The 23,457-nt window shown below is 48.5% G+C and carries 22 protein-coding genes; 12 read left to right on the forward strand and 10 right to left on the reverse strand.

Translation table 11 applies throughout. The annotated features are described in order from the left end of the window. Positions 1 to 525 precede the first annotated feature (525 nt). Complete coding sequence (locus GK091_RS19045) at positions 526 to 1,851, forward strand: lytic transglycosylase domain-containing protein (RefSeq protein WP_164041481.1); 1,326 nt, start codon at positions 526 to 528, stop codon at positions 1,849 to 1,851. A gap of 41 nt (positions 1,852 to 1,892) precedes the next feature. Here the strand turns inward: GK091_RS19045 and GK091_RS19050 are convergent, their stop codons facing one another. Then, the gene (locus GK091_RS19050) at positions 1,893 to 2,846 is read right to left on the reverse strand and encodes a homoserine kinase (RefSeq protein WP_164041482.1); all 954 of its coding nucleotides are present in this window, start codon (positions 2,844 to 2,846) and stop codon (positions 1,893 to 1,895) included. A 227-nt stretch (positions 2,847 to 3,073) separates the two neighbouring features. On the opposite strand from GK091_RS19050, the gene GK091_RS19055 reads away from it, so the two are divergent. The 3 genes from GK091_RS19055 to GK091_RS19065 all read left to right on the forward strand — a co-directional run bounded on the left by GK091_RS19055 (position 3,074) and on the right by GK091_RS19065 (position 5,497). Then, entirely contained in the window at positions 3,074 to 4,420 is a 1,347-nt protein-coding gene (locus tag GK091_RS19055) for a peptidoglycan DD-metalloendopeptidase family protein (protein WP_164041483.1), read from the forward strand. A gap of 74 nt (positions 4,421 to 4,494) precedes the next feature. Continuing rightward, complete coding sequence (locus GK091_RS19060) at positions 4,495 to 4,854, forward strand: hypothetical protein (protein WP_164041484.1); 360 nt, start codon at positions 4,495 to 4,497, stop codon at positions 4,852 to 4,854. Between the two features lie 109 nt (positions 4,855 to 4,963). Further along, the gene (locus GK091_RS19065; protein WP_164041485.1) at positions 4,964 to 5,497 is read left to right on the forward strand and encodes a ferritin; all 534 of its coding nucleotides are present in this window, start codon (positions 4,964 to 4,966) and stop codon (positions 5,495 to 5,497) included. 70 nt (positions 5,498 to 5,567) lie between these two features. Here the strand turns inward: GK091_RS19065 and GK091_RS19070 are convergent, their stop codons facing one another. Together GK091_RS19070 and GK091_RS19075 are read right to left on the reverse strand one after the other, a co-directional pair. Further along, positions 5,568 to 5,783 carry a hypothetical protein gene (locus GK091_RS19070; RefSeq protein WP_164041486.1) on the reverse strand — a complete coding sequence of 72 codons (216 nt, stop codon included), beginning with the start codon at positions 5,781 to 5,783 and terminating at the stop codon, positions 5,568 to 5,570. 9 nt (positions 5,784 to 5,792) lie between these two features. Beyond that, entirely contained in the window at positions 5,793 to 6,137 is a 345-nt protein-coding gene (locus GK091_RS19075; RefSeq protein ID WP_164041487.1) for a DUF6686 family protein, read from the reverse strand. Positions 6,138 to 6,357: 220 nt separating this feature from the next. Here GK091_RS19075 and GK091_RS19080 point away from each other — a divergent pair, with 220 nt between their 5' ends. Further along, positions 6,358 to 7,287 (forward strand): DUF6607 family protein, encoded by a 930-nt coding sequence (locus GK091_RS19080; RefSeq protein ID WP_164041488.1) that lies wholly within the window; start codon positions 6,358 to 6,360, stop codon positions 7,285 to 7,287. A gap of 186 nt (positions 7,288 to 7,473) precedes the next feature. Here the strand turns inward: GK091_RS19080 and GK091_RS19085 are convergent, their stop codons facing one another. The 4 genes from GK091_RS19085 to atpA form a co-directional block, all read right to left on the reverse strand. Beyond that, complete coding sequence (locus GK091_RS19085; RefSeq protein WP_164041489.1) at positions 7,474 to 7,761, reverse strand: hypothetical protein; 288 nt, start codon at positions 7,759 to 7,761, stop codon at positions 7,474 to 7,476. Positions 7,762 to 7,871: 110 nt separating this feature from the next. After that, positions 7,872 to 8,441, reverse strand: a complete 570-nt coding sequence (locus GK091_RS19090) for a DUF4136 domain-containing protein (RefSeq protein ID WP_164041490.1) — start codon at positions 8,439 to 8,441, stop codon at positions 7,872 to 7,874. Positions 8,442 to 8,718: 277 nt separating this feature from the next. Further along, positions 8,719 to 9,606 carry an ATP synthase F1 subunit gamma gene (atpG, locus tag GK091_RS19095; RefSeq protein ID WP_164041491.1) on the reverse strand — a complete coding sequence of 296 codons (888 nt, stop codon included), beginning with the start codon at positions 9,604 to 9,606 and terminating at the stop codon, positions 8,719 to 8,721. Between the two features lie 83 nt (positions 9,607 to 9,689). Further along, entirely contained in the window at positions 9,690 to 11,264 is a 1,575-nt protein-coding gene (gene atpA / locus GK091_RS19100; protein WP_164041492.1) for a F0F1 ATP synthase subunit alpha, read from the reverse strand. A 385-nt stretch (positions 11,265 to 11,649) separates the two neighbouring features. Here atpA and GK091_RS19105 point away from each other — a divergent pair, with 385 nt between their 5' ends. From GK091_RS19105 to dnaG, 4 genes are all read left to right on the forward strand, one after another. Beyond that, positions 11,650 to 12,423, forward strand: a complete 774-nt coding sequence (locus GK091_RS19105; protein WP_262889197.1) for an FKBP-type peptidyl-prolyl cis-trans isomerase — start codon at positions 11,650 to 11,652, stop codon at positions 12,421 to 12,423. A gap of 100 nt (positions 12,424 to 12,523) precedes the next feature. Next, positions 12,524 to 14,623 carry a carboxy terminal-processing peptidase gene (locus GK091_RS19110; RefSeq protein WP_164041493.1) on the forward strand — a complete coding sequence of 700 codons (2,100 nt, stop codon included), beginning with the start codon at positions 12,524 to 12,526 and terminating at the stop codon, positions 14,621 to 14,623. Positions 14,624 to 14,718: 95 nt separating this feature from the next. Continuing rightward, the gene (locus GK091_RS19115) at positions 14,719 to 14,958 is read left to right on the forward strand and encodes a hypothetical protein (protein ID WP_164041494.1); all 240 of its coding nucleotides are present in this window, start codon (positions 14,719 to 14,721) and stop codon (positions 14,956 to 14,958) included. A gap of 358 nt (positions 14,959 to 15,316) precedes the next feature. Further along, positions 15,317 to 17,368, forward strand: a complete 2,052-nt coding sequence (gene dnaG, locus GK091_RS19120) for a DNA primase (protein WP_164041495.1) — start codon at positions 15,317 to 15,319, stop codon at positions 17,366 to 17,368. A gap of 176 nt (positions 17,369 to 17,544) precedes the next feature. Here the strand turns inward: dnaG and GK091_RS19125 are convergent, their stop codons facing one another. Next, positions 17,545 to 17,934, reverse strand: a complete 390-nt coding sequence (locus tag GK091_RS19125; RefSeq protein WP_164041496.1) for a hypothetical protein — start codon at positions 17,932 to 17,934, stop codon at positions 17,545 to 17,547. A gap of 192 nt (positions 17,935 to 18,126) precedes the next feature. On the opposite strand from GK091_RS19125, the gene GK091_RS19130 reads away from it, so the two are divergent. Continuing rightward, positions 18,127 to 18,861, forward strand: a complete 735-nt coding sequence (locus tag GK091_RS19130; RefSeq protein WP_246202321.1) for a response regulator transcription factor — start codon at positions 18,127 to 18,129, stop codon at positions 18,859 to 18,861. 9 nt (positions 18,862 to 18,870) lie between these two features. Here GK091_RS19130 and GK091_RS19135 read toward each other — a convergent pair whose 3' ends face one another. Further along, positions 18,871 to 19,836: a LytTR family DNA-binding domain-containing protein gene (locus GK091_RS19135; protein WP_317166327.1), complete on the reverse strand. Its 966-nt coding sequence runs from the start codon at positions 19,834 to 19,836 to the stop codon at positions 18,871 to 18,873. Positions 19,837 to 20,088: 252 nt separating this feature from the next. Between GK091_RS19135 and GK091_RS19140 the strand changes: the two genes are divergently transcribed. Next, positions 20,089 to 20,265 carry a hypothetical protein gene (locus tag GK091_RS19140; protein ID WP_164041498.1) on the forward strand — a complete coding sequence of 59 codons (177 nt, stop codon included), beginning with the start codon at positions 20,089 to 20,091 and terminating at the stop codon, positions 20,263 to 20,265. A 12-nt stretch (positions 20,266 to 20,277) separates the two neighbouring features. Then, positions 20,278 to 21,393 (forward strand): lysophospholipid acyltransferase family protein, encoded by a 1,116-nt coding sequence (locus GK091_RS19145; RefSeq protein WP_164041499.1) that lies wholly within the window; start codon positions 20,278 to 20,280, stop codon positions 21,391 to 21,393. A gap of 105 nt (positions 21,394 to 21,498) precedes the next feature. Here GK091_RS19145 and GK091_RS19150 read toward each other — a convergent pair whose 3' ends face one another. Beyond that, a complete protein-coding gene (locus tag GK091_RS19150; RefSeq protein ID WP_317166328.1) occupies positions 21,499 to 23,061 on the reverse strand; it encodes an Rne/Rng family ribonuclease in 1,563 nt (520 codons plus the stop codon). Between the last annotated feature and the right edge of the window lie 396 nt (positions 23,062 to 23,457).

Here is a 23,457-nt window from a genome sequence, read left to right on the forward strand (position 1 = left end):
GGCGACGTAAAATTGTCTCTACTGGGGTATACAGCAAAAATTTAATGCAACGTTATTGTGCAGCTTGACGCTGGGGAGAAGGAGGTTAACAACGGCCAAAATGTACGAAAATCGCGAAAATTACGTGTTAGGTGCTGAATGGAAAAAATGATTCTTATATAATTTATGTCGATCCGAACGAACCAATAATAAGCGGTCAAGTCACAAAACGTTGATTTTCCCGCTCGATCGTTGTACTTTTACGAACATTCTGGGCAAAATAAGGTTTACAACATTTTTTTTAGCCTTAAATAAACGCTCGCCGGAACGTATCGCGTCATGTCGAACGACCGGGCAGGTGAGCATCGATACCAGCGTAGTCGACCGGTAGCGATACTCAACCAAACTCAACAACGAATTTTACCGGGCGGTTGCTGGCGTAGTACAGCATAGATCGAACAGGGGAGAGGAAGGAGAAGCCGCCGAATATCGATTACCATTCACGTTGAATGGCCGAGTAGCGTACCACCGTAACCCCAGTTATCAATGACGAAACTGTTCCAGATGGTTGCAGCCGGTTTCGGCTGTCTAACCACCCTTGCCAGCCTGTCTGCCGTTGCCCAACCCACCCATTTTCTCGCGCTCAACACCGCCAATCTGTCCGTTGAATCGTCACTACGAGCGGGCCGCACGCTTGACGAGGCTGTTCACTTCTGTGGCGAAGACGTGCCCACGAATCAGCCCACCATTACAGCCCACTGGCTACGTACACTTAGTCGTCAGGCGGCTTTGGCCGGTAATCTTACGCTATTAAAGCGCCGGGCAGCCGTGGTTTTCCCACTGATCGAGCCTATTCTCAACCAATACCGGATTCCGTCCGATTTTAAGTTTCTACCACTACTCGAAAGTGCCGTGACAAACCGGGCTGTTTCGCGGAGAGGGGCGGCTGGTTTCTGGCAACTGATGCCCCAGACGGCTCAGTCACTCGGGTTGAGCGTATCGCGCCGACACGATGAGCGGTTCGATCTTCGCAAAGCAACCCATGCCGCCTGTCGCTATCTGAACGAACTGTATGATCAGCTCGGCTCGTGGATGCTGGTCGCAACGGCCTACAATGCCGGCCCGAATTATATTCAGCAATTGAGTCGCCGGTATCCTGATATGCACCCGATGGCCTTGCCCTATCGGGCTGCTGAAACCAGGGCCTATCTCTTTCAGACCGTAGTGATTAAAGAATTACTGACGCATCCGCAGGCTTACAGTGATCAGTTAAGTAGTCGTCATCTGGCCGCCCTCAGCGATCTGGAAACACCCATATCGTCCCTGGAACGAGCGGCTATTCTGGCCTCATTCGATATGGATGAATCGGCTTTAGCGGCTATATCAGAAGGGCGATCGGAGGAAAATAAGCTAACCTTCGTAGCTGATTCGACGACGGCGGTTGTCCTGCTGACTGATAATGAAGCCGATTCTGATGCGGTTGAACCAGCCGATTCTGCCCGGATAGACCCCACTACCGCGCTGTCGGGCAAACCGGCTTTGTTGCCTCAGACGGTTGGGTCAGCAAATCGGTTAGTGACCAGGAGTTTAAACGAAGGCCCACTGGCCGAGGGACAGATTTACGTATTCCAGGTGGTAGAACCTATCCTGATCAATGGACGTACGTTTGCCGTTGGCGATGTGATTCACGCACATGTCGAACTGATCGATGCCGCTTCCGGCCGGGCTTTTTTACGAACGGACCGGCTTATAACGGCTCAGACACAGGAAACGATTCCGCTGGCATTAGTGGCGACCGAGCAACCCAAACAACCGGGAGTGGCCCGACCAGCCCGACTCGATGGCTGGCGACTGACCTGGGAGCAATTGTAGAGGATAAACGTAGCGCGGTCGGAAGGCCGCGCTACTGATTGTTAATGCGCGACCTCGTGGGGAGCTGCAAGAACTTTGGGTCCCTGCCGATTGATCTCTGAAACGTAAGCTTCGCTGGTGATACCGACCGATAAAAAGGCTTGCTGCATCGCGGCTCCAACCTGCTCGGCTGTCCGGGCATCGCGGCTAAGCGCAAACATCGACGGTCCTGATCCCGAAATACTGCAACCCAAGGCACCATTCGCCAGAGCCGCTTTTTTCGCTTCGTTGAATTCGGGGATCAAAATAGAGCGAACCGGTTCGATAATAACGTCGACCAGCGACCGGCTGATCAGGTCATAATCGGGTTTCATCAAGCCCGCTATCAGACCCGCCACATTCCCCATCTGGATGATGGTATTCTTCAAAGACACCTCATTTTTAAGGATGAACCGCGCATCTTTCGTATTAACTTCAATATCAGGATGGACGAGCGTGCAGAACAGCGTCGCCGGGGTATCGATTCGAACAACGTCCAATGGCTGATAGCTCCGGATAACGACGAACCCACCCAGCAGAGACGGGGCTACATTGTCAGCGTGGGCCGACCCACACGCGATCCGCTCACCCTCCATAGCAAAAGGCAGCAGTTTCAGCGTAGGCAAGGGCCGACCGAGCAGTTCGTTTATCGCGAAAACACCGGCAACGGAACTAGCCGCGCTGGAACCTAAGCCACTACCGAGTGGCATCTGCTTTCGCAGCACTACATCGACGCCAACATCCGTTCGATTAATGTGTTGAAGATAGGTCTGAATGGCAATACCCGCCGTGTTGCGCCCGGTTTCGCGGGGTAGTCGTCCATCATCACCAATAATGTCTGTGATCCGAACGCCCGGTTCTGGACTGGCAGTCAAGGTAACCTGATCGCCGGGATTATCGACGGCAAAACCAAATATGTCAAATCCGCAGGCCACATTGGCAACGGTAGCAGGAGCAAATACAGTAATTGAATTCACGGTGGAAAAAGGAGCAACGTTAACGCAAGTTTAATGATTTTAGCCCGGAAAATCAATTTAGTCGTCGTTCTTGCCCTAATCCACACGATCTGATAACCTATTTCTGATCAAAGCTTTAGCAATTGAGGTTAGTATAGGTAGCACTGCTTCTTGAAGTAGGTCCGATTGGATGACCAGTTGTCAAAAATATTCTCCACGAGATAATCGTTTAACACTATAGTTTTACTATGGAATTTAGATCAGTAGTACGTTTTCTTTTTGCTTGTATTGCCGTTGCTTCGTTACACGCTTGCACGGGCGTTGGTCCTACCACGAATTTATTCCGTTCTTCGTCTCCGCATGAGCAGTATGGTCAGTCGCTCAAGGCCGCTAAACTAGACCGGACCGCTCTCGGCATTGATTGGGTTGCGGCTGGCGAACGGGCACTGCGCGACTCGCTGACCATTTCGATTCCCTACCGGGAAAGCGGCTATTTTGCGGCCAATAAGCCGTTTGCTGTCGGGTATCGGATGAGTGCTCAGCGGGGCGACCGGTTCCTGGTGCGGGTAGAAACCCAGGGGCAGAAAGATGCCCAGGTGTTCATCGATGTCTTTGCGCTGGATGATCGCAACCGGACCACGCTGCTTACGGCGTCGAAGGCCGATACCAACGTGCTTGCGTGGGAACCCCGACGGACACAGAATTTTCTGATCCGCATTCAGCCCGAACTGCTGCGAAGTGGGAGCTATACCATTTCAATCACGCGCGAACCGGCGCTAAGCTTTCCGGTGCAGGGACGTGACAGCCGCCAGATCAGTAGTTTTTTTGGCGCATCCCGCGATGCCGGACGCCGACGTCACGAAGGGGTTGACATCTTTGCGCCCAAAGGAACACCCGCCGTAGCCTCGGTCGATGGGACGATCACGAGTGTCAGCACGAATAGCTTAGGTGGAAATGTCGTGTTTTTGTCGGACAACGAACGGAATATCCGGCTTTACTACGCCCATCTCGATCGCTGGAACGTCAGTGCCGGTCAGCATGTATCAATAGGCGACACAGTCGGATTTGTTGGCAATACCGGAAATGCCCGTACCACTGGCCCACACCTGCATTTTGGTATCTATGGTTTCAGCGATGGAGCGACCGACCCGTTGCCCTTCATTCGGCTGGGACGTGGGCCCGCCCGCCAGAGCCTGCTTCCTGTGTCGCGATTGGGTGATTCTGTCCGTGTATCGGCTAATCGAACTTTTGTTCGGTCTGCGCCAGCCAGCGATGCCCGCGTTGTAGGCGATGTACCAAAAGCGACAAGCCTGCTGATTGTGGGTGGCACGGATGCCTGGCTGCGTGTCGAACTGCCCAATGGACAAACCGGCTACGTTGCCAGTAACACTACAGAAACCTTGAAACGACCGCTTCGACGACTAACGCTTACGTCGTCTGGCAATCTGCTCGATGCTGCCGACAGCCGGGCTGGCGTACTGAAAACATTGGCCACGGGTTCGCCGGTCGATATATTGTCTGTTTTTGCTGGTTTTCAGCTCGTGCGGAGTGCCGATGGCTACACAGGTTGGCTGTCCCGATTAGCCGCTCCATAAATGGATGATAAAATTGTTTAGAAGCTATCTAAATTGCAAATTACGTTGTATCTTTGTGTAGCTATACTGCGATCATGACGAGTAACGTACCGACAACTTACAAGGAGGTCTTCAAAACGGATAAAGGAGTCGTTTACCAGTGCGATGCAACGAATCGACTGATTCTCGAATTCTGGGATACGCACACGGCGCTGTCGGCCCGCGACTTTGCGCAATTTCGGCGAATGGTCGAGACGGTAGATATCCGGCAGATGGCGTTGAGCACGGATGCCGCCCACGACGTTGAGATTCTTACGCCACCGCGTTCCGAGCGCTGCTACGTACTCACACTATGCGAGATTGTTCATCTGCGCGAACTGCTCACCGGTGCCAGACTTATGCTCGACCTGAATGCGATGCTTCGTGAGTGCGGCTGTTCAACAGTCGAATCATAATAAATAGACCTTTTCTAAATTTCTTGATAATCAACCGGCTGCGCAACAACGACCGGTTTTTTGTTGTTGTTTTGTTAAGAAATTAACTCACCAGATACGGTAACTCAGTATGAAAGATTTAGCAAGACTGCGCACGTCGATCAAAGAAAGTGTCGAACTAGCGCTGAACCAACAGATACAAATGGAAATGGTTTCGTCGTCGAAGTACCTGGCGATGGCGGGCTGGTGTGACCGTAACGGACTTGATCATAGCGCGGGTTTTTTCTACAAACAGTCGGAAGAAGAGCGCAAGCATGGTATGAAAATTTTCCATTATCTCTGCGACCAGGGAGCAATGGCGTTTTCGCCCGAAGTACCAGCAGTAGGTCAGGAATTTGATTCGCTGCGGGCTGTATTTGAAACGGCACTCGAACAGGAAATTGCGGTAACGGATTCCATCAATCGGATCATTGGCGTATGCCGTCGCGAAAGCGATTACGCTACCGAAGAGTTGATGAAGTGGTACGTGAGAGAGCAAATGGAAGAAGAATACATCGCCCGTCGTTGCCTGGACCTCTTCGACCAGATTCCTGCCGACCAGCTATATTATTTGGACAAGAAAGTGTCCAGCGTTACCTACGAGGACAACGTCTTTGGCGAATAGGAAGTTAACGAGAACCAAAAAAAGGCATCCTGGTCAGGATGCCTTTTTTGTTGCTGGCTATGATCTCTAGTTAATTCAATACCGTGCACTGCAAGCCAGCCTTTGTCAGCAGCCGGATTATATCAGACTCCGTGAGCGATTCCGTTTCGATACGTAACACACAGTCGCAGTCCTCCAGATCGATGCTCCAGCGGCAGATACCCCGTAATTTGCATAAGCGGCAGGCCGCCCGGTGAATCCGCTGGTCTGAGTTGATATTCGTTCGGAAAACAAGTACGTTTCGCATAAGCATCGGTCAATTCTGGGCATTCCGAAGTGTCTCAAACCAATGTAACCGGGCTACGGCTTTACTGAGCATTCGTTTTAATTCGGTCAGTTCGTGCGGTTTAAAGCTAAAGCTCAAGTAACGAGAAGGTGTGCTAAGGTGAACCCGATCTTCGTGCGGATGCACCTCAAAATATACATTCATATCAATACTTCTCACATTCCATTCAAGCGCCAGAAAATCATCGTAGCATAGCCATTGTGTAATGTTGTTGAACTGTAAAGCAATGTTATGGGCATCATCAGGGGCGGGATGTCCGTAAAGCACGATCCGGCCACTAACTGATTCGGACAAGAGATGGCATTGACATTGCATACGCGTTGAGGCCTTAGTTGGTTAATGATGAAGAACTGTCGGGTTAAGGCACCGAATACAACGGCGATTGTATAACCTGAATTCCTGATGACAACGTCGACACTGCAAACGTATTCTCTATTTAGAATTATTCCAAACAAAGGGTTGGATTTATTCGTTCTGATGCGCTATATTGTTAATTTATAAGTCTGAATTGACCTTTACGAAGGCATTACTACCTATGCGTCTACTCTTATCGTGTTCACTACTTATGCTGGGCGCTAGCGCTGTTCTGGTGCAGGCACAGCCCAAAAACGAAGATATTGCAGCCATTAAGGGCCAATGTGGCTGTCATGATGTGAGCTTTTTGTACGCTGAAACCTTTGCACCCGAGAAGAGCTACGTGTTTAAGGATCGCTATACGGCTAAAGGTACGGAGTGGGTATTTGTCGAGGAAGAATCCGGCCCGGCGTCCCGGCCGACTAAGCTGGTCATTCAACATCTGTTGGTTGCTGGCGACAGCATCGTCATCAAGCACTGGCGCGAGGACTGGATTTATCAGAATACCAGGCTGCTCCGGTTTGACCAGAATGCTTCCTGGAAACGGGCTGACATCACCCCCGCTCAGGCCAAAGGCCAATGGACGCAAAAAGTATTCGAGGTCGATGATAGTCCGCGTTATGAAGGATCAGCAACATGGATTCATGCCGACGGACGGCATTACTGGGAAAATACAACCGACGCACCGCTACCGCGTCGGGAATATACCAAACGTACGGATTACAATGTTATGCGTCGGACCAATCATCACGAAATTCGCCCTGATGGGTATGTGCATGAACAGGATAACGACAAACTCATCCGCTCCGAAGCTGGCGATCAGTTGATTGTTTCGGAGAAGGGCCAGAATGTGTACCGTCGGACCGATGAGAAAAAATGCCAGTCTGCCAAAGCGTGGTGGGCCAGGAACCGGGCCTATTGGGCTGACGTGCGTTCGGTCTGGAACGATGTATTGGCTAAGCGGGAAACGGTTGCTATTCGGGGACAGGTAAAAGGGGGCGTATTGAGTCGCGAACTGGACGAACTGGAGCGAACGTACCAGCAGCAGCCCGTTGCCTCCGTAACAAATAAACAGCTCATCCGTCAGACCATCGAAAAATATCTGAAGTAGCGACTGTTGATTAGACTGGTAACCTACCAAAATTAAAAGTAGCTGGTTCGGCTGGGCCAAGCTCCCGCTTGTCCAGTTAACTTAGTCATCACTTGGAAGAGCACCAACAGATTTTGCCAGAGCAATTTGTAGAGCAGTGACAGAACAGGCCTAAGTTGTAGCAGAACGGAGAAGCTGACGTTGATCCTACGGATTGGCAAAAGTGCTTGTCGAGTCATTAACGGAAACCGGTCCCCATCCTGAAGCGGTATCGATGGGTACGCTGGCTGCTACCGTATCACAATCCTGAAGCCGTTGCTGCAAATTTTTGATCTGGGATTCCTGCTGAGTAACATTCCGACGAAGATCCTGCGTGGCATCTTCAAGACGCTGGTGCCGGTTATAAGCCACTGCCAGCAATGCCGCCATTCCCAACAGTAGTACAAACACTACCGTCAGGAGTGAATATACGACTCCTCGACTAGCAACAGACATGAGGTTTAGATGGAAAAGCGAAAGTTGCAAAGAAACAAAAAGCTGACTCCATAAAAAAACCTATGGCACATATGCGTCATAGGTTTCTTTATACATTGACTGATGAATGCTTATCGAGCGGCACCGTAATCCTGCCCGGCACTTTCCGGGAAGTTTTTCATAATGCTTGTCACGGTTTCGCGGAATGTCTGATCACGATCCCGTTCTTTATTCCGGTTGTTCAACTGGCCCGTTGCCCAGCCCTGCCAGATGATATCGTTCGTACGCGCATCCGATACGTTCACAACGACACGGTTTTCTTCGTACTGCCGCGAGTAAACATTGTTACCCATACCACCGTACCACCAGGAGTACGGCGAGTACATGTTGTTCGACTGAATCTGCTGACGGTCGCGTGAGTCGGTAAAGAACCGAACGATAAGGTCCGCTTCGCCCTGCGTAACGGGTTTGTAACCGCGTGCTTTGAGTGACAGATCCAGTGCATCCGCTATCCGGCGCTGGTTTAGGTTGCTACCAACAATTGGATCGGCGTTACGCTGACGGTCCGCTTCGATACGATACGTGGCAAACTGCCGAACGTTCACTTTAGGATCATAGTCGTACTTAACCGTAATGGCCGGGGCGCAGGACGCCAGCGTGCCGGCGATAAAAATACTGCTGATTATGCCTTTGAGTTTCATGTATTTGGATCGTTATGTTGTGTCAAATCGATTAATAAACGCTGGAAAAACGCTCATTCGTATATGACACTCAAATAACTAAATAGCGTGGGTATTAGTTCCGATTCTTAGTCGCAAAGATAGGGCTCGATTTATAATTAAGTTTCTGATAGTCAAGCATTAATGACATTTTAATTGGTGGCTGTCAGTCATCTGGCAGCACGATTATACTAGCGTGCTGCCCATAAAAAAACACGACCGAAACAGTCGTGTTTTTCCGCAATCCAGAAAAAAAGAATTATGCGCTGGCCAGTGCTTCGGCACCACCTACGATTTCGAGAATCTCGGTCGTAATGGCGGCCTGACGTGTCCGGTTGTATACCAGGCGGAGTTCTTTAAGAAGCTCCCCAGCGTTTTCAGTTGCTTTATCCATGGCCGTCATCCGGGCACCGTGTTCCGATGCGTTGGAGTCGAGGACAGCTTTGTATAGTTGAATCTTGAGTGTTTTCGGAATCAGCTCTGTAATGATTTCTTCTTCCGATGGCTCGAAGGTATAATTGATGGCTGATGCTGCCGAACCTGCGGGCGCTTCAGTAGCCACGATTGGCAACATTTGCTCAGTCCGCACGATCTGCATCGCTGCATTCTTGAATTCGTTGTAAATTACCTCAACGACATCATAGCGGCCAGCTGCGAATCCGGCCATCGCTTCTTCGGCTGCGGTCCGGACAGTAGCAAAGCTCAACGATTGAAATGCATCAACGTGAGCCGTGTTTACTTTAAAACCACGTCGTTGGAACGCTTCCGCCCCTTTCTTGCCAATGGGCATAATTTCAACATTGCCCGACCGCGCCTGTGACGCGTATTTTTCATCGATCAGGGTCAGAGCAGCCTTGACAACGTTCGTGTTGAACGCGCCACACAGTCCACGATCCGATGTGACAACGATCAGCAGCACCCGGTCAATGGGACGAACCTGCTTGTAAGGGCTTTCCGACGCCGTTTCGGCGCCTGCCGATACAGTACCGAGCATCTGGCTCAGTTTCTTCGCGTATGGGCGTAGTTGTGTAATGTTATCCTGTGCCCGACGCAGTTTTGCCGCTGCCACCATTTTCATGGCTTTCGTGATTTGCTGCGTAGAGTTGATCGACGTAATCCGGGCGCGTACTTCTTTTAGTGATGCCATGTTTTTGGTAGGAGTCAAGGGTGAGGAATCGGGTATAACAAACCGGATGGTTTCTTATACCCAATTCCTCACGCCGTCAACTATTAGTATTGTGCCGACAGATCAGCAGCTACTTTCTTAAGCGCAGCCGTTGCTTCATCGGTAAGTTTACCCGCCCGAAGATCGTTCAGAACGTTCGGATACTGAGCACTTAACACCATGGCAAATTCGCTCTCGAACGCCTTCACTTTATTGACAGGAACTTTATCGAGTAAGCCGTTCGTCGACGCGTAAATAATGGCAACCTGCTGTTCGACCGGTACCGGCGAATACTGAGGTTGTTTCAGCATCTCCTGGTTCCGGCGACCACGTTCGATCGTCAGTTTTGTCGATGCATCAAGGTCAGAGCCGAACTTGGCGAAGGCTTCCAGCTCACGGAACTGGGCCTGGTCGAGTTTCAGCGTACCAGCCACTTTCTTCATCGATTTGATCTGAGCATTACCACCCACACGCGATACCGAAATACCTACGTTGATCGCCGGACGAATACCCGAGTTGAACAAGTTCGACTCCAGGAAGATCTGTCCGTCTGTAATCGAGATTACGTTCGTAGGAATGTAAGCCGATACGTCACCCGCCTGGGTTTCGATGATCGGTAATGCTGTCAATGAACCACCGCCCTTAACCCGGTCTTTCAACGAAGGTGGCAGATCGTTCATGTTCTTGGCGATCTCATCGTTGGAGTTAACCTTAGCGGCCCGTTCCAGCAAGCGGCTGTGCAGGTAGAACACGTCTCCCGGATAAGCCTCACGGCCTGGTGGGCGACGCAACAGCAACGATACTTCACGGTACGCAACGGCCTGTTTTGACAAATCGTCATAAACAACTAGCGCCGGGCGACCTGTATCGCGGAAGAATTCGCCAATGGCAGCACCCGTAAAAGGAGCAAAGAACTGCATTGGCGACGGATCGGATGCATTGGCTGCTACGATCACTGTGTAATCCATAGCACCAGCCTTACGCAGTGTTTGCTCTACCTGTTTTACCGTCGATGCTTTCTGACCACAGGCAACGTAGATACAGAATACAGGCTGTCCCTTATCGTAGAATTCTTTCTGGTTGATGATCGTATCGATAGCCACGGCGGTTTTACCCGTCTGACGGTCACCGATGATCAATTCGCGCTGACCCCGACCGATGGGGATCATGGCGTCGATCGCTTTGATTCCTGTTTGCAGGGGTTCGTTTACTGGCTGCCGGAAAATAACACCCGGTGCTTTTCGCTCCAGCGGCATTTGAAACAACTCGCCCTGAATGGGACCCATACCGTCAATTGGATGGCCCAGGGTGTTTACGACCCGGCCAAGGATACCATCGCCAACGTTTACGTAGGCAATCTGATCCGTCCGCTTAACGGTATCACCTTCTTTGACGTCCGAATAATCGCCGAGCAATACAGCTCCGACGTTGTCTTCTTCCAGGTTCAGCGCCATAGCCTGCAGCCCGTTGTTGAACGACAGCAATTCACCGGCCTGCACTTTCGAGAGGCCGTAGATACGCGCTACGCCGTCGCCGATTTGCAGCACCGTACCGACTTCTTCGAGTTCAGCCTCGGTTTGTGTACCGGCTAACTGCTGGCGCAGAATGGCTGATATCTCGTCGGGTCTTACGGATTCCATATAAGTAGAATGAAATTTAGTGATTGATTTTCGGCCGCAAAGGTACGATTAAAATTCGATAAAATTATGAGATAAGCTATAATCAACGGCTGAATCTTAGACTTTTCCGGTAAAATAAGTAGCAGTGCCTAAGCCACTGAGCCAACAATTTAACCGTTTGCCCAAATTTGGAGTATTTAAAGAAAGTATGATTAGCAAAAACAGACAGTATCAGCTACTTTTATAAAGTACGCAGAATAGTCTTCCACGGCGGCATCTTCGCTGCCAGCGGTTCATAAATAAAGTTAAATTTCAGTGAAACGGTTGTTCTCCAAACTTTTCTGCTATCGGTTCACGTTTTATCAATAAATCAGTTTACTGCATATCACTCCGTTTAAACGTTCGCATGAAGTTCAACCAATTGATGCTGGCCGGTATTGTGTCAGCCGTTTTTGTCGCCGGTGTTGCGACTGCCCAAGTCAAAAAGCCAGTTGCCAAGAAGCCAGTTTCGGGTGCTAAACCCGCAACAGCCGCAAAACCTGCCATGGGTGGGTCTTTAACATCATCTCAGGATTCAATCAGCTACAGCATTGGCCTTTTTATGGCGCAAAACCTGAAACAGCAGGGCATGGGCGATCTGAATAATACTTTGCTCACGCGTGGTCTGGAGGATGCCATGAAAGGGCAGAAGACGTTGCTGACCCAGGAACAGGCCGGCATGGTGATGAACACGTTCATGCAAAAACAGTACGCCCTCAAAAATGCCGAAGGTATGAAAGCGTCATCGGAGAATAAAAAGATCGGTACGGCGTTCCTGACCGAAAATAAAACGAAGACGGGTGTGGTGACAACGGCGAGCGGTTTGCAGTATTCGATCGAAAAAGAAGGAACCGGCGCTAAACCAACCGCTACGGATCGGGTTAAAGTACATTACACTGGCAAGTTGCTGGATGGAAAAGTATTCGATAGCTCGGTTGAACGTGGTCAGCCTGCGGAGTTTGGTGTGGGTGAAGTTATTAAAGGATGGACCGAGGCTCTTCAGTTGATGCCTGTTGGTTCTAAATGGAAACTGTACATTCCATCGGATCTGGCGTACGGCGATCGGGGAGCCGGTGCTGACATTAAACCAGGCTCGACGCTGGTGTTTGATGTCGAGTTGCTTGATATTGTTAAACAATAAGCGAGTGTGCGAACAGGCGAATGCGTCGGTAGTCATCAAGACTGGTTTTTATTGACGCGTTCGCCTGTTCGCATTGCCGCAACTAACTTGGGTAATGTAGATGAAGAAGTATCTGGTGACCCTTTTGCCCGTGCTGATGCTAAGTTTTCAGCCGGATTCGCCTTCTGGAGCGTTTACTCCGGGGGCGTCTAAGTCAGGTGATGTGGCCCGTAATGGGACAGCAACGTCGTCAACGGCCGACGACTTGAAACCTTCTATCTCGCAGGAGAAAGTAGAAACGCTGGTGGCTAAGCTACTAACGACGTATCACTATCGCAAAGTGCGGCTGAATGACTCTTTGTCATCGGTCGTATGGGATAATTACCTCAAGGAGGTAGACAATAGCAAAACGTATTTGCTGGCATCGGATGTGGCTGCTTTTGAAAAATACCGCTACCAGATCGATGATGCGCTCGTCAACGGCGATCTGACGGCTGCCTATGACCTGTATAACGTATTCCGGAAACGCTACCAGGAACGCAGCGATTTTATCAAGGAGCAGTTGAAGAAGCCGTTCACATTCACGGCGGATGAAACGTTCAATACGGATCGCGAAAAAGCCGCTTGGCCAAAAACCGCTGAAGAGCAAAATGAACTGTGGCGGAAGATTCTGAAAAATCAGGAGCTGGAACTTCGATTGGGCAATCGTAAGGATAGTGCCGTGGCCGCGTTGATGACGCAGCGGTACACAAACCTTGACAAAGCGATCAATCGGGTGAAGAGCGCTGACGTGTTTCAGATGTATATGAACTCGTTTGCCGAAGCGCTTGACCCACATACCAATTACCTGTCGCCTACCAATGCCGACCGGTTTAATCAGGAAATGAGCCAGTCGCTGGAAGGTATCGGTGCTATGCTTCGTGAGGACGGCGATTATATCCGTATCACGGATGTACTGCCCGGCGGTCCGGCATTCAAGAGTAAGTTGCTCAACAAAGAAGATAAAATTGCTGGGGTTGCTCAAGGCGACAACGGCGCCATGGTTAATACGATGAACTGGCAGGTCGATGATGTTGTCAAACTCATCAAAGGACCCAAAGGAACGGTTGTTCGGTTACAGATCATATCGCCAAATGCGATCGCTGGTGCACCTCCCAAAGAAATTCGGCTGGTGCGTGAGAAAGTGAAACTCGAAGAACAGCGGGCTAAGAAGGAAGTAATTGAAGTGTCGGACAATGGCCGCTCATTCAAAATTGGTGTGATCAACATTCCTATGTTCTACCGAGATTTTGAGGGTGCCCGGAAACGCGAAGAAGGGTTTAGCAGTACGACGAACGACGTTAAGAAGTTTGTTGAAGAACTCAAAGGTGAAAAAGTCGACGGTATCGTTATTGACCTCCGCGATAATGGCGGTGGTTCCCTGACCGAAGCAATCAACCTGACAGGCCTTTTCATTCCGAAAGGACCGGTAGTGCAGGTACGTGAATCGACCGGCGAAACGGAAGTATATACTGACCCAGATCCGTCGATAACCTATGACGGGCCAATGGCTGTTCTTGTAAACCGCTTTAGTGCATCGGCATCGGAGATCTTTGCCGCTGCTATTCAGGACTATAAGCGTGGTGTTATCGTTGGTGGACAGACCTTTGGTAAGGGTACGGTTCAGACGCTGATCGATTTGAACCAGTGGTTGCCAAAAGAGCCCGAGAAGGTTGGACAGGTGAAGATGACCATCCAGAAGTTCTATCGCATCAATGGCAGCAGCACGCAGCATAAAGGCGTTACGCCCGATATTGAACTGCCTTCTGCTTTCTCGGCGGAAGAGTACGGTGAAAGTTCGCAGCCAAGTGCGTTGCCCTGGGATCAGATCAATTCAACGCGTTACGAGCAATCGCGCGGTCTCGATGATAAGATCATCACCCGTCTGCGTGAGCGTTTTGACCAGCGTCTGAAATCAGATCCAGAGCTGAAACAACTGGCGCAGGATCTAGCTGACTTCAAAAAGGCCAAGGAAAACACGGTTGTGTCGTTGCAGGAAACCAAACGTCGGAAAGAACGCGACGAAGCTGAACGTAAGCGTGCTGCGGCCAACAAAGTATCGCAGGCATCGGCTCCGGTGGACGAGACCGGAACGCCAGCCACGCCGAAGAAGAAAAAGGATCTGTATCTGAATGAGGCAGGTTTGGTACTTGCCGATTATATTCTGGCGGCTAACAAGTAATCGTCATTAGAGCAGCTTAGCTTACTAAACGAAAACCCCGCATAGCAAACTGTTATGCGGGGTTTTCGTTTACTGCTGTAAACGGTAACGTCATTATGTGGTATTTCCTTATTAAGCAGGCCGCGTTGGAAATGAGTCAATACCAGGCTCTACAACGAAAGGCCTCATTAACAGAAGTTGAGCTTTTCAATGAGCCATATGAGAATTGGTATATATTTTCGATCGAACGAGATCATTATACCGGCTTTATGGATTTCCTGGATCGCGAAGGAATTGGTTATGATCTTAAAGCTGATCGCCCTACCAGGGATGAAATGGTAGCTGATATGAAATAATAACTGTCTTATTTCCACGACTTCGTGATTGGCTATCATCGGTTGGTTGGGGTGCCTGTAGTTAGCCTTATTTGAATCAGTTGATGGCAAGACACTACTGCGATCGTGTACAGTTACTGAATTAGCCTAAAAACTAGATCAAATGTTAAAATGATAATTCTTATATACTAGATGATACTACTGAAAATGATAGAGTTACATTGTTAATTTTTGACACAGTGCAGTTCTTATTATTTTTTAAATTAATACCGTCTAATCAATGTTTGTTTGCCTATTTGTAGTAACAAACTGGCATATACGTCAACTTTCCGCGTAAATTTGAACCTTCACTCTTCTAGTCCCCTCCGTCGCGATTACCATGCGCATTCCCGAAGAAACGATTGACCGAATCCGACAGGCTACCGATATTCTGGAGGTAATTAATGATTTTGTCTCACTGAAAAAGCGGGGTAGTAACTACATCGCTTGTTGCCCATTCCATAACGAGAAAACACCGTCCTTCAACGTTAACCCGACGCGTCAGATCTATAAGTGCTTTGGGTGCGGAAAAGCGGGTGACGCGGTGCGATTCGTAATGGATGTCGAAAATATCGGCTACGGAGAAGCGTTGCGTTATCTGGCAAAGAAGTATGGCATTGAGATTGAGGAACAGGAGCGAACCCCGGAGGATCTGTTGCGCCAGAATGAGCGTGAGAGTCTGCTCATTGTGCTGAACTTCGCCAAAACGTTCTTTCAGGAAGCATTGCAGAAGTCAGATGAGGGTAAGAGCATAGGACTGAGCTATTTTCGTGAACGGGGTTTGACTAACCCGACCATTGATGCTTTTGAGCTGGGGTACAGCTTCGATCAGTGGGATGCGCTGATGCAGGAGGGGACACGCCGAGGCTATAACCGTGATCTTCTGGAGAAAGCTGGCCTTGTTATCAACAAAGAAAGCGAAGCAGGTGGAAATCATAAAGTCTTTGACCGTTTCCGGGGTCGCGTTATGTTTCCGATTCATAATGTGTCCGGGCGTGTCATCGCGTTCGGAGCTCGTATCCTGAAGACGGATAAGAATCAGCCTAAGTACCTAAACTCTCCCGAGACAACAGTTTACCATAAGAGCCAGGTCCTGTACGGAATTTATCAGGCTAAGCAGACGATCCGGCAGGAAGACATCTGTTACCTGACCGAAGGCTATACCGATGTGATTTCGCTTCATCAGGCGGGTATCAAAAACGTAGTGGCGTCATCGGGTACCTCACTAACGACCGAGCAGATCAGGCTTATTGCCCGGTTTACACCCAACGTTACGATCCTGTATGATGGTGATGCTGCCGGGATAAAAGCCGCTCTGCGAGGGCTGGATATGGTACTTGAAGAAGGGCTAAATCTAAAACTGCTCTTGTTGCCCGATGGTGAAGATCCGGACAGCTACGTTCACAAAGTTGGCGCTGAAGCATTCAAGGCGTACGTAAAGACCGAATCAAAAGACTTTATTGACTTCAAGGCAGGGCAATGGCTTGCCGAAGCGGGCGATGATCCACTCAAACGTGCTGAAGGAATATCGGATGTCTGTGCCAGTATTACCCGGATACCCGATCCCCTGAAGCGGCAAACGCTCTCACAGCGGGTTGCTCAGGTTTTCCACGTCAGCGAGCAATCAGTCATTTCTGAAATCAACCGGTTGCTCAGAAAGCAGCAGGATCAAAGCAAAAAAGAATTTGATCGGCAGCAGGAACGTCAGCAACGGCAGCAGACAACGTCGCAGGGTGAACCCACAGCAGATGAGCTCAGCGCGTTATTTGCAGAAGCGGGCATTGCCAGCTCAGAATCGACAAACTCCCCACGGCCACCCGTTGCTACGTCTACAGAGCGTTTAAATGCGGTTAGAACGCCTATCTCGTACCAGGAGGAGGAATGTATACGATTGCTGATCAACTACGGAGCCCGCGAGCTGGAGCCTGGTATTACGCTATGTCAATACATACTCAGTGAACTCCACGAGATAGAGTTTCAGACATCACCTTTCGATTTAATCCTTACGTTATTTCGAGAGGCTTTCCAGCGCGGAGAAATCCTGACAGCAGGTGACTTTATGAATCGTCGTTCGCAGGATGAGATTGAAATTCAGAACAAGGCTATTCACTTGACGACTCCCCGATACGAAATTAGTGAAGGCTGGTTGAAGCACGAGATATACGTACCCTCCGAAGAAGAAGTTGGTATTCTAGCTGATGCTGCTTACCGCAATATCCTACGTGTTAAAAAGATGCTGGCCGAACAACGAATGATGGCATTACAACAGCAACTCAGGGATACTAAAAATAAGACCGCTGATGAAGCTGATCAGCTCATGACCGAGTACATGCACTTCAAGCGCATCGATGTGGAGATATCGCGATTACTGGGTACTGTCATATCCGGGTAAACTAAGTAGTTCCTGTAATAGACAGTGGCTAAGTAACTGAAAGGTAACTAAGAGGAAGAATTCTCTGATTACCTATGAAATCGAGTCGAGTAGTAATTTTTTACTACAGTTACTCCTAAAAAAAAGCTCCCCAATTTCTCGGGGAACTTGCCTTTATCAAGAGGGAGAGGTGAACACTATGCTTGAGCTACCGTTTTGACATTAGTCAGTTCGGCATCGATTTCACGATTCAGTTCAGATAATAAACGAGCGTGCGAGTGAAGTTGACCAGGCTTAGATGACTGGAGTGACCGACCTGCTTTCTGGCCATTCATATCCAGCATCAATGTCATTAAGACATCACTCATGTGATGACGTAATGTAATCAGTTTACGCAGACGTGATCGGTTCGCCATGGAACTCGATTGGCGACGACCAGCAGATTGAAGAGAATTAATGGCATCAGTAAGTTTAGCGTAACGACGATGAAACTGTTCGGTTGCTTCAACCCACTCCATAATTATGCTTTGTATTTCAGTCGATGAGGCTTCGTAAGCTGGCGACACTTTTTCTTCCTGGATCATCATACACTAGTTTCTGAGTAGACAGATATTTTGGCTGATGATCAAAAGTAGTACGGTAGAGCAGGGTAAAACAAGTCGTTTTGCGTGAAATCACCATTTCTCCGGACGAAATCACCCATATAACAATCCCCATTTAGGTGATTTCATCCGGAGAAATGGTGATTTCGGTAGGCAGGCATTATTAACAGTATTATTATGGTTGTAGATTCAACCACTCTTTTACTATCACATACTATGAGCGAGTCAACGACAAGTCAGGAGGCTACTAAAAATTTCGCGCTACGACGTCGGGATTTTTCGATTCTGGTAGCACAGTCTGAAGTTTTTAACTGCGAAGTTCTGAGCCAGTTACTAAAAGAGCAGGGCTACAACGTTGTGGGTCGAGCTGTTGAAATGGAAGATACGCTCCAGCAGATTCGTGTCAAACGACCGCAATGTGTCATTTTAGAGGCTGAGATATCGGGTCAGCGTGGCTTTGACATCGTTCAGGAGATGCAGCAGTCCAATTATCAGACTAAATTTATACTGTATACCAGTAAACCCGACTTGCGAATGATCGCCAAAGCTATGCAAATGGGCTTTTTCGGTTTCTTATATGCTAGTGACGGACTCGATGAGCTATATCGCTGTTTCCAAACCGTTAGTGCCGGGGGATGCTACTACAGCAACGGTTTCATGGGCCTGCTAAAGAATTTCGGTGTCGAAGTATTGTCAGATACCACACGTAATGAACTGAATCGGCTGAGTAACCGCGAAAAGGAGGTCTTACGTATGATTGCTAATGGATCGACTGCCAATGAGATTGCCGATCAATTAGGAATTAGCTACCGAACCGCCGTGAATCACAAAGTACATATTGCGAAAAAACTGGAATTAAGTAGCTGCCGTCAGCTGCCACGTTATGGAATATCCGTAAAAAATTACTTGTAAATCAGCTAGTTAATTAGCTAAAATAAAAGAATCAGTTGAGGAGTCAGCATACGGTTGCTGATTCGTACCACTCTGATTGCCTTGTAACCACTCACGGAATTCCTGCATACGGGCACGCGGGACGACTATTTCGTGTCGATCAGGTGTGTTCAGACGGACAATGTATTTGCCGTTTTCCCAGTAGGCGTAATTGAGTACTGACTGACGATTGACAATATAATCACGCTTTATGCGAAAGAAACGACTTGGGTCTAATTCGGTCTCTAACTCATTCAAGGTCTTTCCGACCAGATACTGTCCCTTTTCAAGCTGGGCATAATAGTATCGATCTTCGATCGTGAAGAAATAGACATCGTCAACTGGAAAATCGAGTTCACCATGCTGGTTCTTCCCTTTCAAATGGGATAAGTAATTACTGCTGGTCGCAGTAACGGTCGCAGTCTTGGCTGCAATAGCTGCCTGTGCCGCCTGAATAGCTAACGTGGCCTGATTTTCGGCTTCTTCCTGTGCTTTTTGGCGCTGTTTAAAGTAATCGGAAATGAAAGAAATATTCAATAATACGTAGCCGATGATGAATATAGGGGATAGGTACTGAAGGTACGTGGACATTGTGAATGTACCTTCTAGATAACCATGCCAATAATTCGAGAACGTATAGCTGGGAAACGCTTCCAGAAGAAAACGTACCGTTTGGGTAGCAGGATTGAATAGAAAAAAGGAGAAGAGAATGGTCGGTAGAAAGGAAAGTTCGTAGCGACTAATGTCTCGTAGTGTCAATCCAACGGAGTTCAGCTTGAGCCGTATATGCTGCTGATCGAGCAACGTTGTCAAAATAACGACCGTGCAAACCTCTGGCAGGAAAAGAGTCCTGAAAAAGACGCTTATATACGGTAAGAAGCCCCCTGCACGGGCGACAAGTGCCAACTTTGGGTTGTAAGCGATTGTCCATGCCAGCCCTTCGATAAGTAAAATCACACACAGCAAAAGTCCGATGCTGTAGAGTGGTTTTCGTAGAAGTATTCTGGTCAGGTGTACAACTTTCATGTGGCCCTTAGCAAAAATCTCGACTAAAATAGTGGTAATTATTGACTAATCCAATACCGTGGAATGAGAATTTTCTGCGATTGATGACCCTCCCTGGTTGACCTAATTTTGTATCAGTCAAACGGCGCAAAAAAACCAACGCCAATCAGGACAAACAAATCAATCTAAAAACAGAAAACGATCATGAAAAAGCAATTCGCCATCAAATCAGTTAACGTATCTAAAGTTATTGCTTCAGTTGTTGCTAAAAAAGAGTCTAACAATTCGCTCGGTTCGCTCTGGCTTTCAGACTCAGTGTGCTGCTCAGGCTTCCAGCCACAATTTGTAGGATTAAAGCCTAAAACATCTTTCTCGCTTTAATAGGTACGAGCTATGCCATCCGCACTCAGTCTATATAAACAAGAACTCACCCGTTGTCGTGACCACTTCAGACAGATTGATCTGGAGAAGGAAAAAGGGTATCTCATGAAATTTACCACGTTCTCTGCGAATGTAGAAAATATCATGCCAACAATTCCCCGAAGCCAGCACGAGACGATGTTTCAGGAGTTATTGTTGCAACAGATTTTCACAAGCTTCGATCAAAAGTGCTTAACGGCTGGTGATCTTGTGAAGGTGCGTGGCTCAGAAGAATTACTTGTTAAGCAGGACGGTCCCCGGATTTATTGTACATACCACCTTGGCTCATATCGGCTATTGACAAGTGTGCTGTTCCGCCGGGGAGTAGATTGCGTATTGTTGGTAGGCAACAATATGAACCGTACGCAGGGCGATGATATGACGGAACACATTGAATCGCTGCGCGAAAAGCATGGGCTAACGAACAGCTTCCGCATCGTCGAAGCAGGGCATCCGACTGCCGGCCTTACGGTCCTGAGGGAATTGAAAGCGGGCCGATCATTGATTGTCTATGTCGATGGGAGTCCAGAAACGGCCCCTCAGCCGGGAGAGGAAGACAAGTTCTTGTCAGTGACGCTGGGCGATCGACGTGTATTGACACGAAAAGGGGTTGGCTATTTATCCCATGCGACTGGAGTTCCAATTGTACCAGTCGTTAGCTACCGTCAGTCCGATCTGACACCGGTGTTGCAGTGTCTTGACCCGATCCGACCAATCCGGAACAGTGACCGGGATATGTACTGCCAGGAGGCAATGACTCAGCTTTATACCGCCTTTTGGCCGTTCTTGAAGCGTTACCCGGCCCAGTGGGAAGGATGGACATTTGTCCAGTCATTTCTACAGCCGGAAGAACCAAAGAGTAAGCGGTTTGCCGGTTGGCCAGCTAAACCAACCTTTAACCAGGATCGCTACTCACTCTGTGATCTGGAACAATCGCCGATTCTTTTCGATCGGCGATCATATCAGACTTACGAAATTACGGAAGACCTGCGTGATCTGCTTTTAAATATCAACACGGTTGATTCAGTAGAAGGGCTCGTCGGCAAAGAGATGTTCGGCGAGTTAATGGAGATGGAGGTTCTCCGCTAAGATTTTTTTAGTACGAACAAAACGGGCTCAATCTATCATGTATAGATTGAGCCCGTTGACAATTAATGGATTATACGGATTTATTTGTAGCGTAACTTGAAGATATTACGCACCACTGCCCGTTTCTATTTCTTCGCCGGATTTGTTGAAGAATTTGAAATTTACGATACCCAGTGAGCTATCCTTGACTAGCTTTATCCAGTTTTTATACTTTACAAACCACTGCATTTGCTTTGAATAAAAGCCCTTGGTATAGTAAGCATATAAGAACGGGTGCATGCCTATTGAGATACCTGTTTCATTCTGCTTTGTCAGAATGTAGTCTAGATTGTTTTCGATAACGTCCGTAACCAGAACGCTGGCCTGTATGGTCCCTGTGCCACCGCAGGTCGGGCAAACCTCACGGGTAACGATGTTCATTTCGGGCCGTACACGCTGGCGTGTAATCTGCATTAGCCCGAACTTCGTCAACGGTAAAATCGTGAATTTGGAGCGATCCGTTTTCATTTCATCACGCATGATGTCCTGCAGAATTTTCTTGTTTTCTGCCTTCTTCATGTCAATGAAGTCAATCACGATAATGCCGCCCATGTCACGCAGGCGAAGCTGGCGGGCTATTTCCTTGGCTGCTTCCCGATTAACACTGATCGCTGTCGCTTCCTGATCTTCTTCCGAATTTGATTTATTGCCGCTGTTGACGTCAATTACGTGCAACGCTTCAGTATGCTCAATGATCAGGTAACCTCCGCCAGGTAAACTTACAGAACGACCGAATAACGATTTTAGCTGTTTTTCAAGCCCCATGGCTTCAAAAACCTTCATCTTACCGGTATGAAGCTTAACTATTTTCTCTTTATCGGGCGCGATAGTATGAATAAAGTCTCTTATCTCGTCGAAGGACTCGCGTGTATCTACCGTGATGCTCTCGAATGACTCATTGAGCATATCTCGTAATATAGAGGAAGCCCGGTTCATTTCTCCCAGCACCCGGTCACGAGGTTTTGCATCGGCTAATGTCTTGACTGCCTGTTCCCACTTAGCGAGTGAGTTCTGGAGGTCACGATCCAACTCTTCAACATCTTTATCCTGCGCAACGGTGCGCACGATAACACCAAAATTCTGCGGCTTCAGCGACGACATGAGCCGAAGCAGCCGCGACCGTTCAGCGCGGTCAGTAATTTTCTTGGATAAATTTACGCCGTCCGAAAACGGGACAAGGACCAGATAACGGCCCGCAATTGAAATGTCGCAGGAAAGGCGTGGACCTTTGGTTGAGATGGGTTCTTTAACCACCTGAACCAAGATGGGAGCATTTTTCGTCAGTACCTTATCGATTTTCCCAATTTTTTCGATGACTGGCTCCAGCTTCGTGTTGCTGAGTCGTCCGGTGGTGACGCGCTTGGCGATGATGTCTTTAACAAACTTGTTGAGCGAATTAATATTCGGCCCTAAGTCCTGATAGTGCAAAAAACCGTCTTTCTCATGGCCAACATCCACAAAAGCAGCATTGAGGCCAGAGGATAGTTTCTTGACTGTTCCTAAATAAAGATCGCCAACGGTGAAGTTGCTGTCTAACTCTTCTTCGTGATATTCCAGCAATCTCTTGTTTTGCAAGAGTGCAATCCGATCACCTTTTTGAGTCGAACTGATAACTAATTCATTACTCACAAGATGAATGAACGGTTAAGAATGGCTATAAAAAAAAATAGAAGCCACGCTCGGGCTTTGCAGACCGGCACGAGGCTTCCAAAATGAATAGGCGGTAGACAAGTTTACAGTAGGCAGCTATCGGCGAAAATGCCGACTGTAAACTGCCGACTACTTACTACTTTTTCTTGTGCCGGTTTTTTCTAAGCCGTTTCTTCCGCTTGTGGGTGGCAATCTTGTGCCGTTTCCGTTTTTTACCGCAAGGCATAGTGCAAGTGCTGTTTTAATGGTTGAAAATAGGTGTCGGCTTACCACTCGGTAAACCCGAAAAGTGTATAGTTTTAAAATTGAGCCGTTATCGTGTTTTCGACACGCCAATCGATGGACTGACTCGATACCGTTTCAACTGTATAACTC

Source organism: Spirosoma agri (assembly GCF_010747415.1).
GTDB lineage: Bacteria > Bacteroidota > Bacteroidia > Cytophagales > Spirosomataceae > Spirosoma > Spirosoma agri.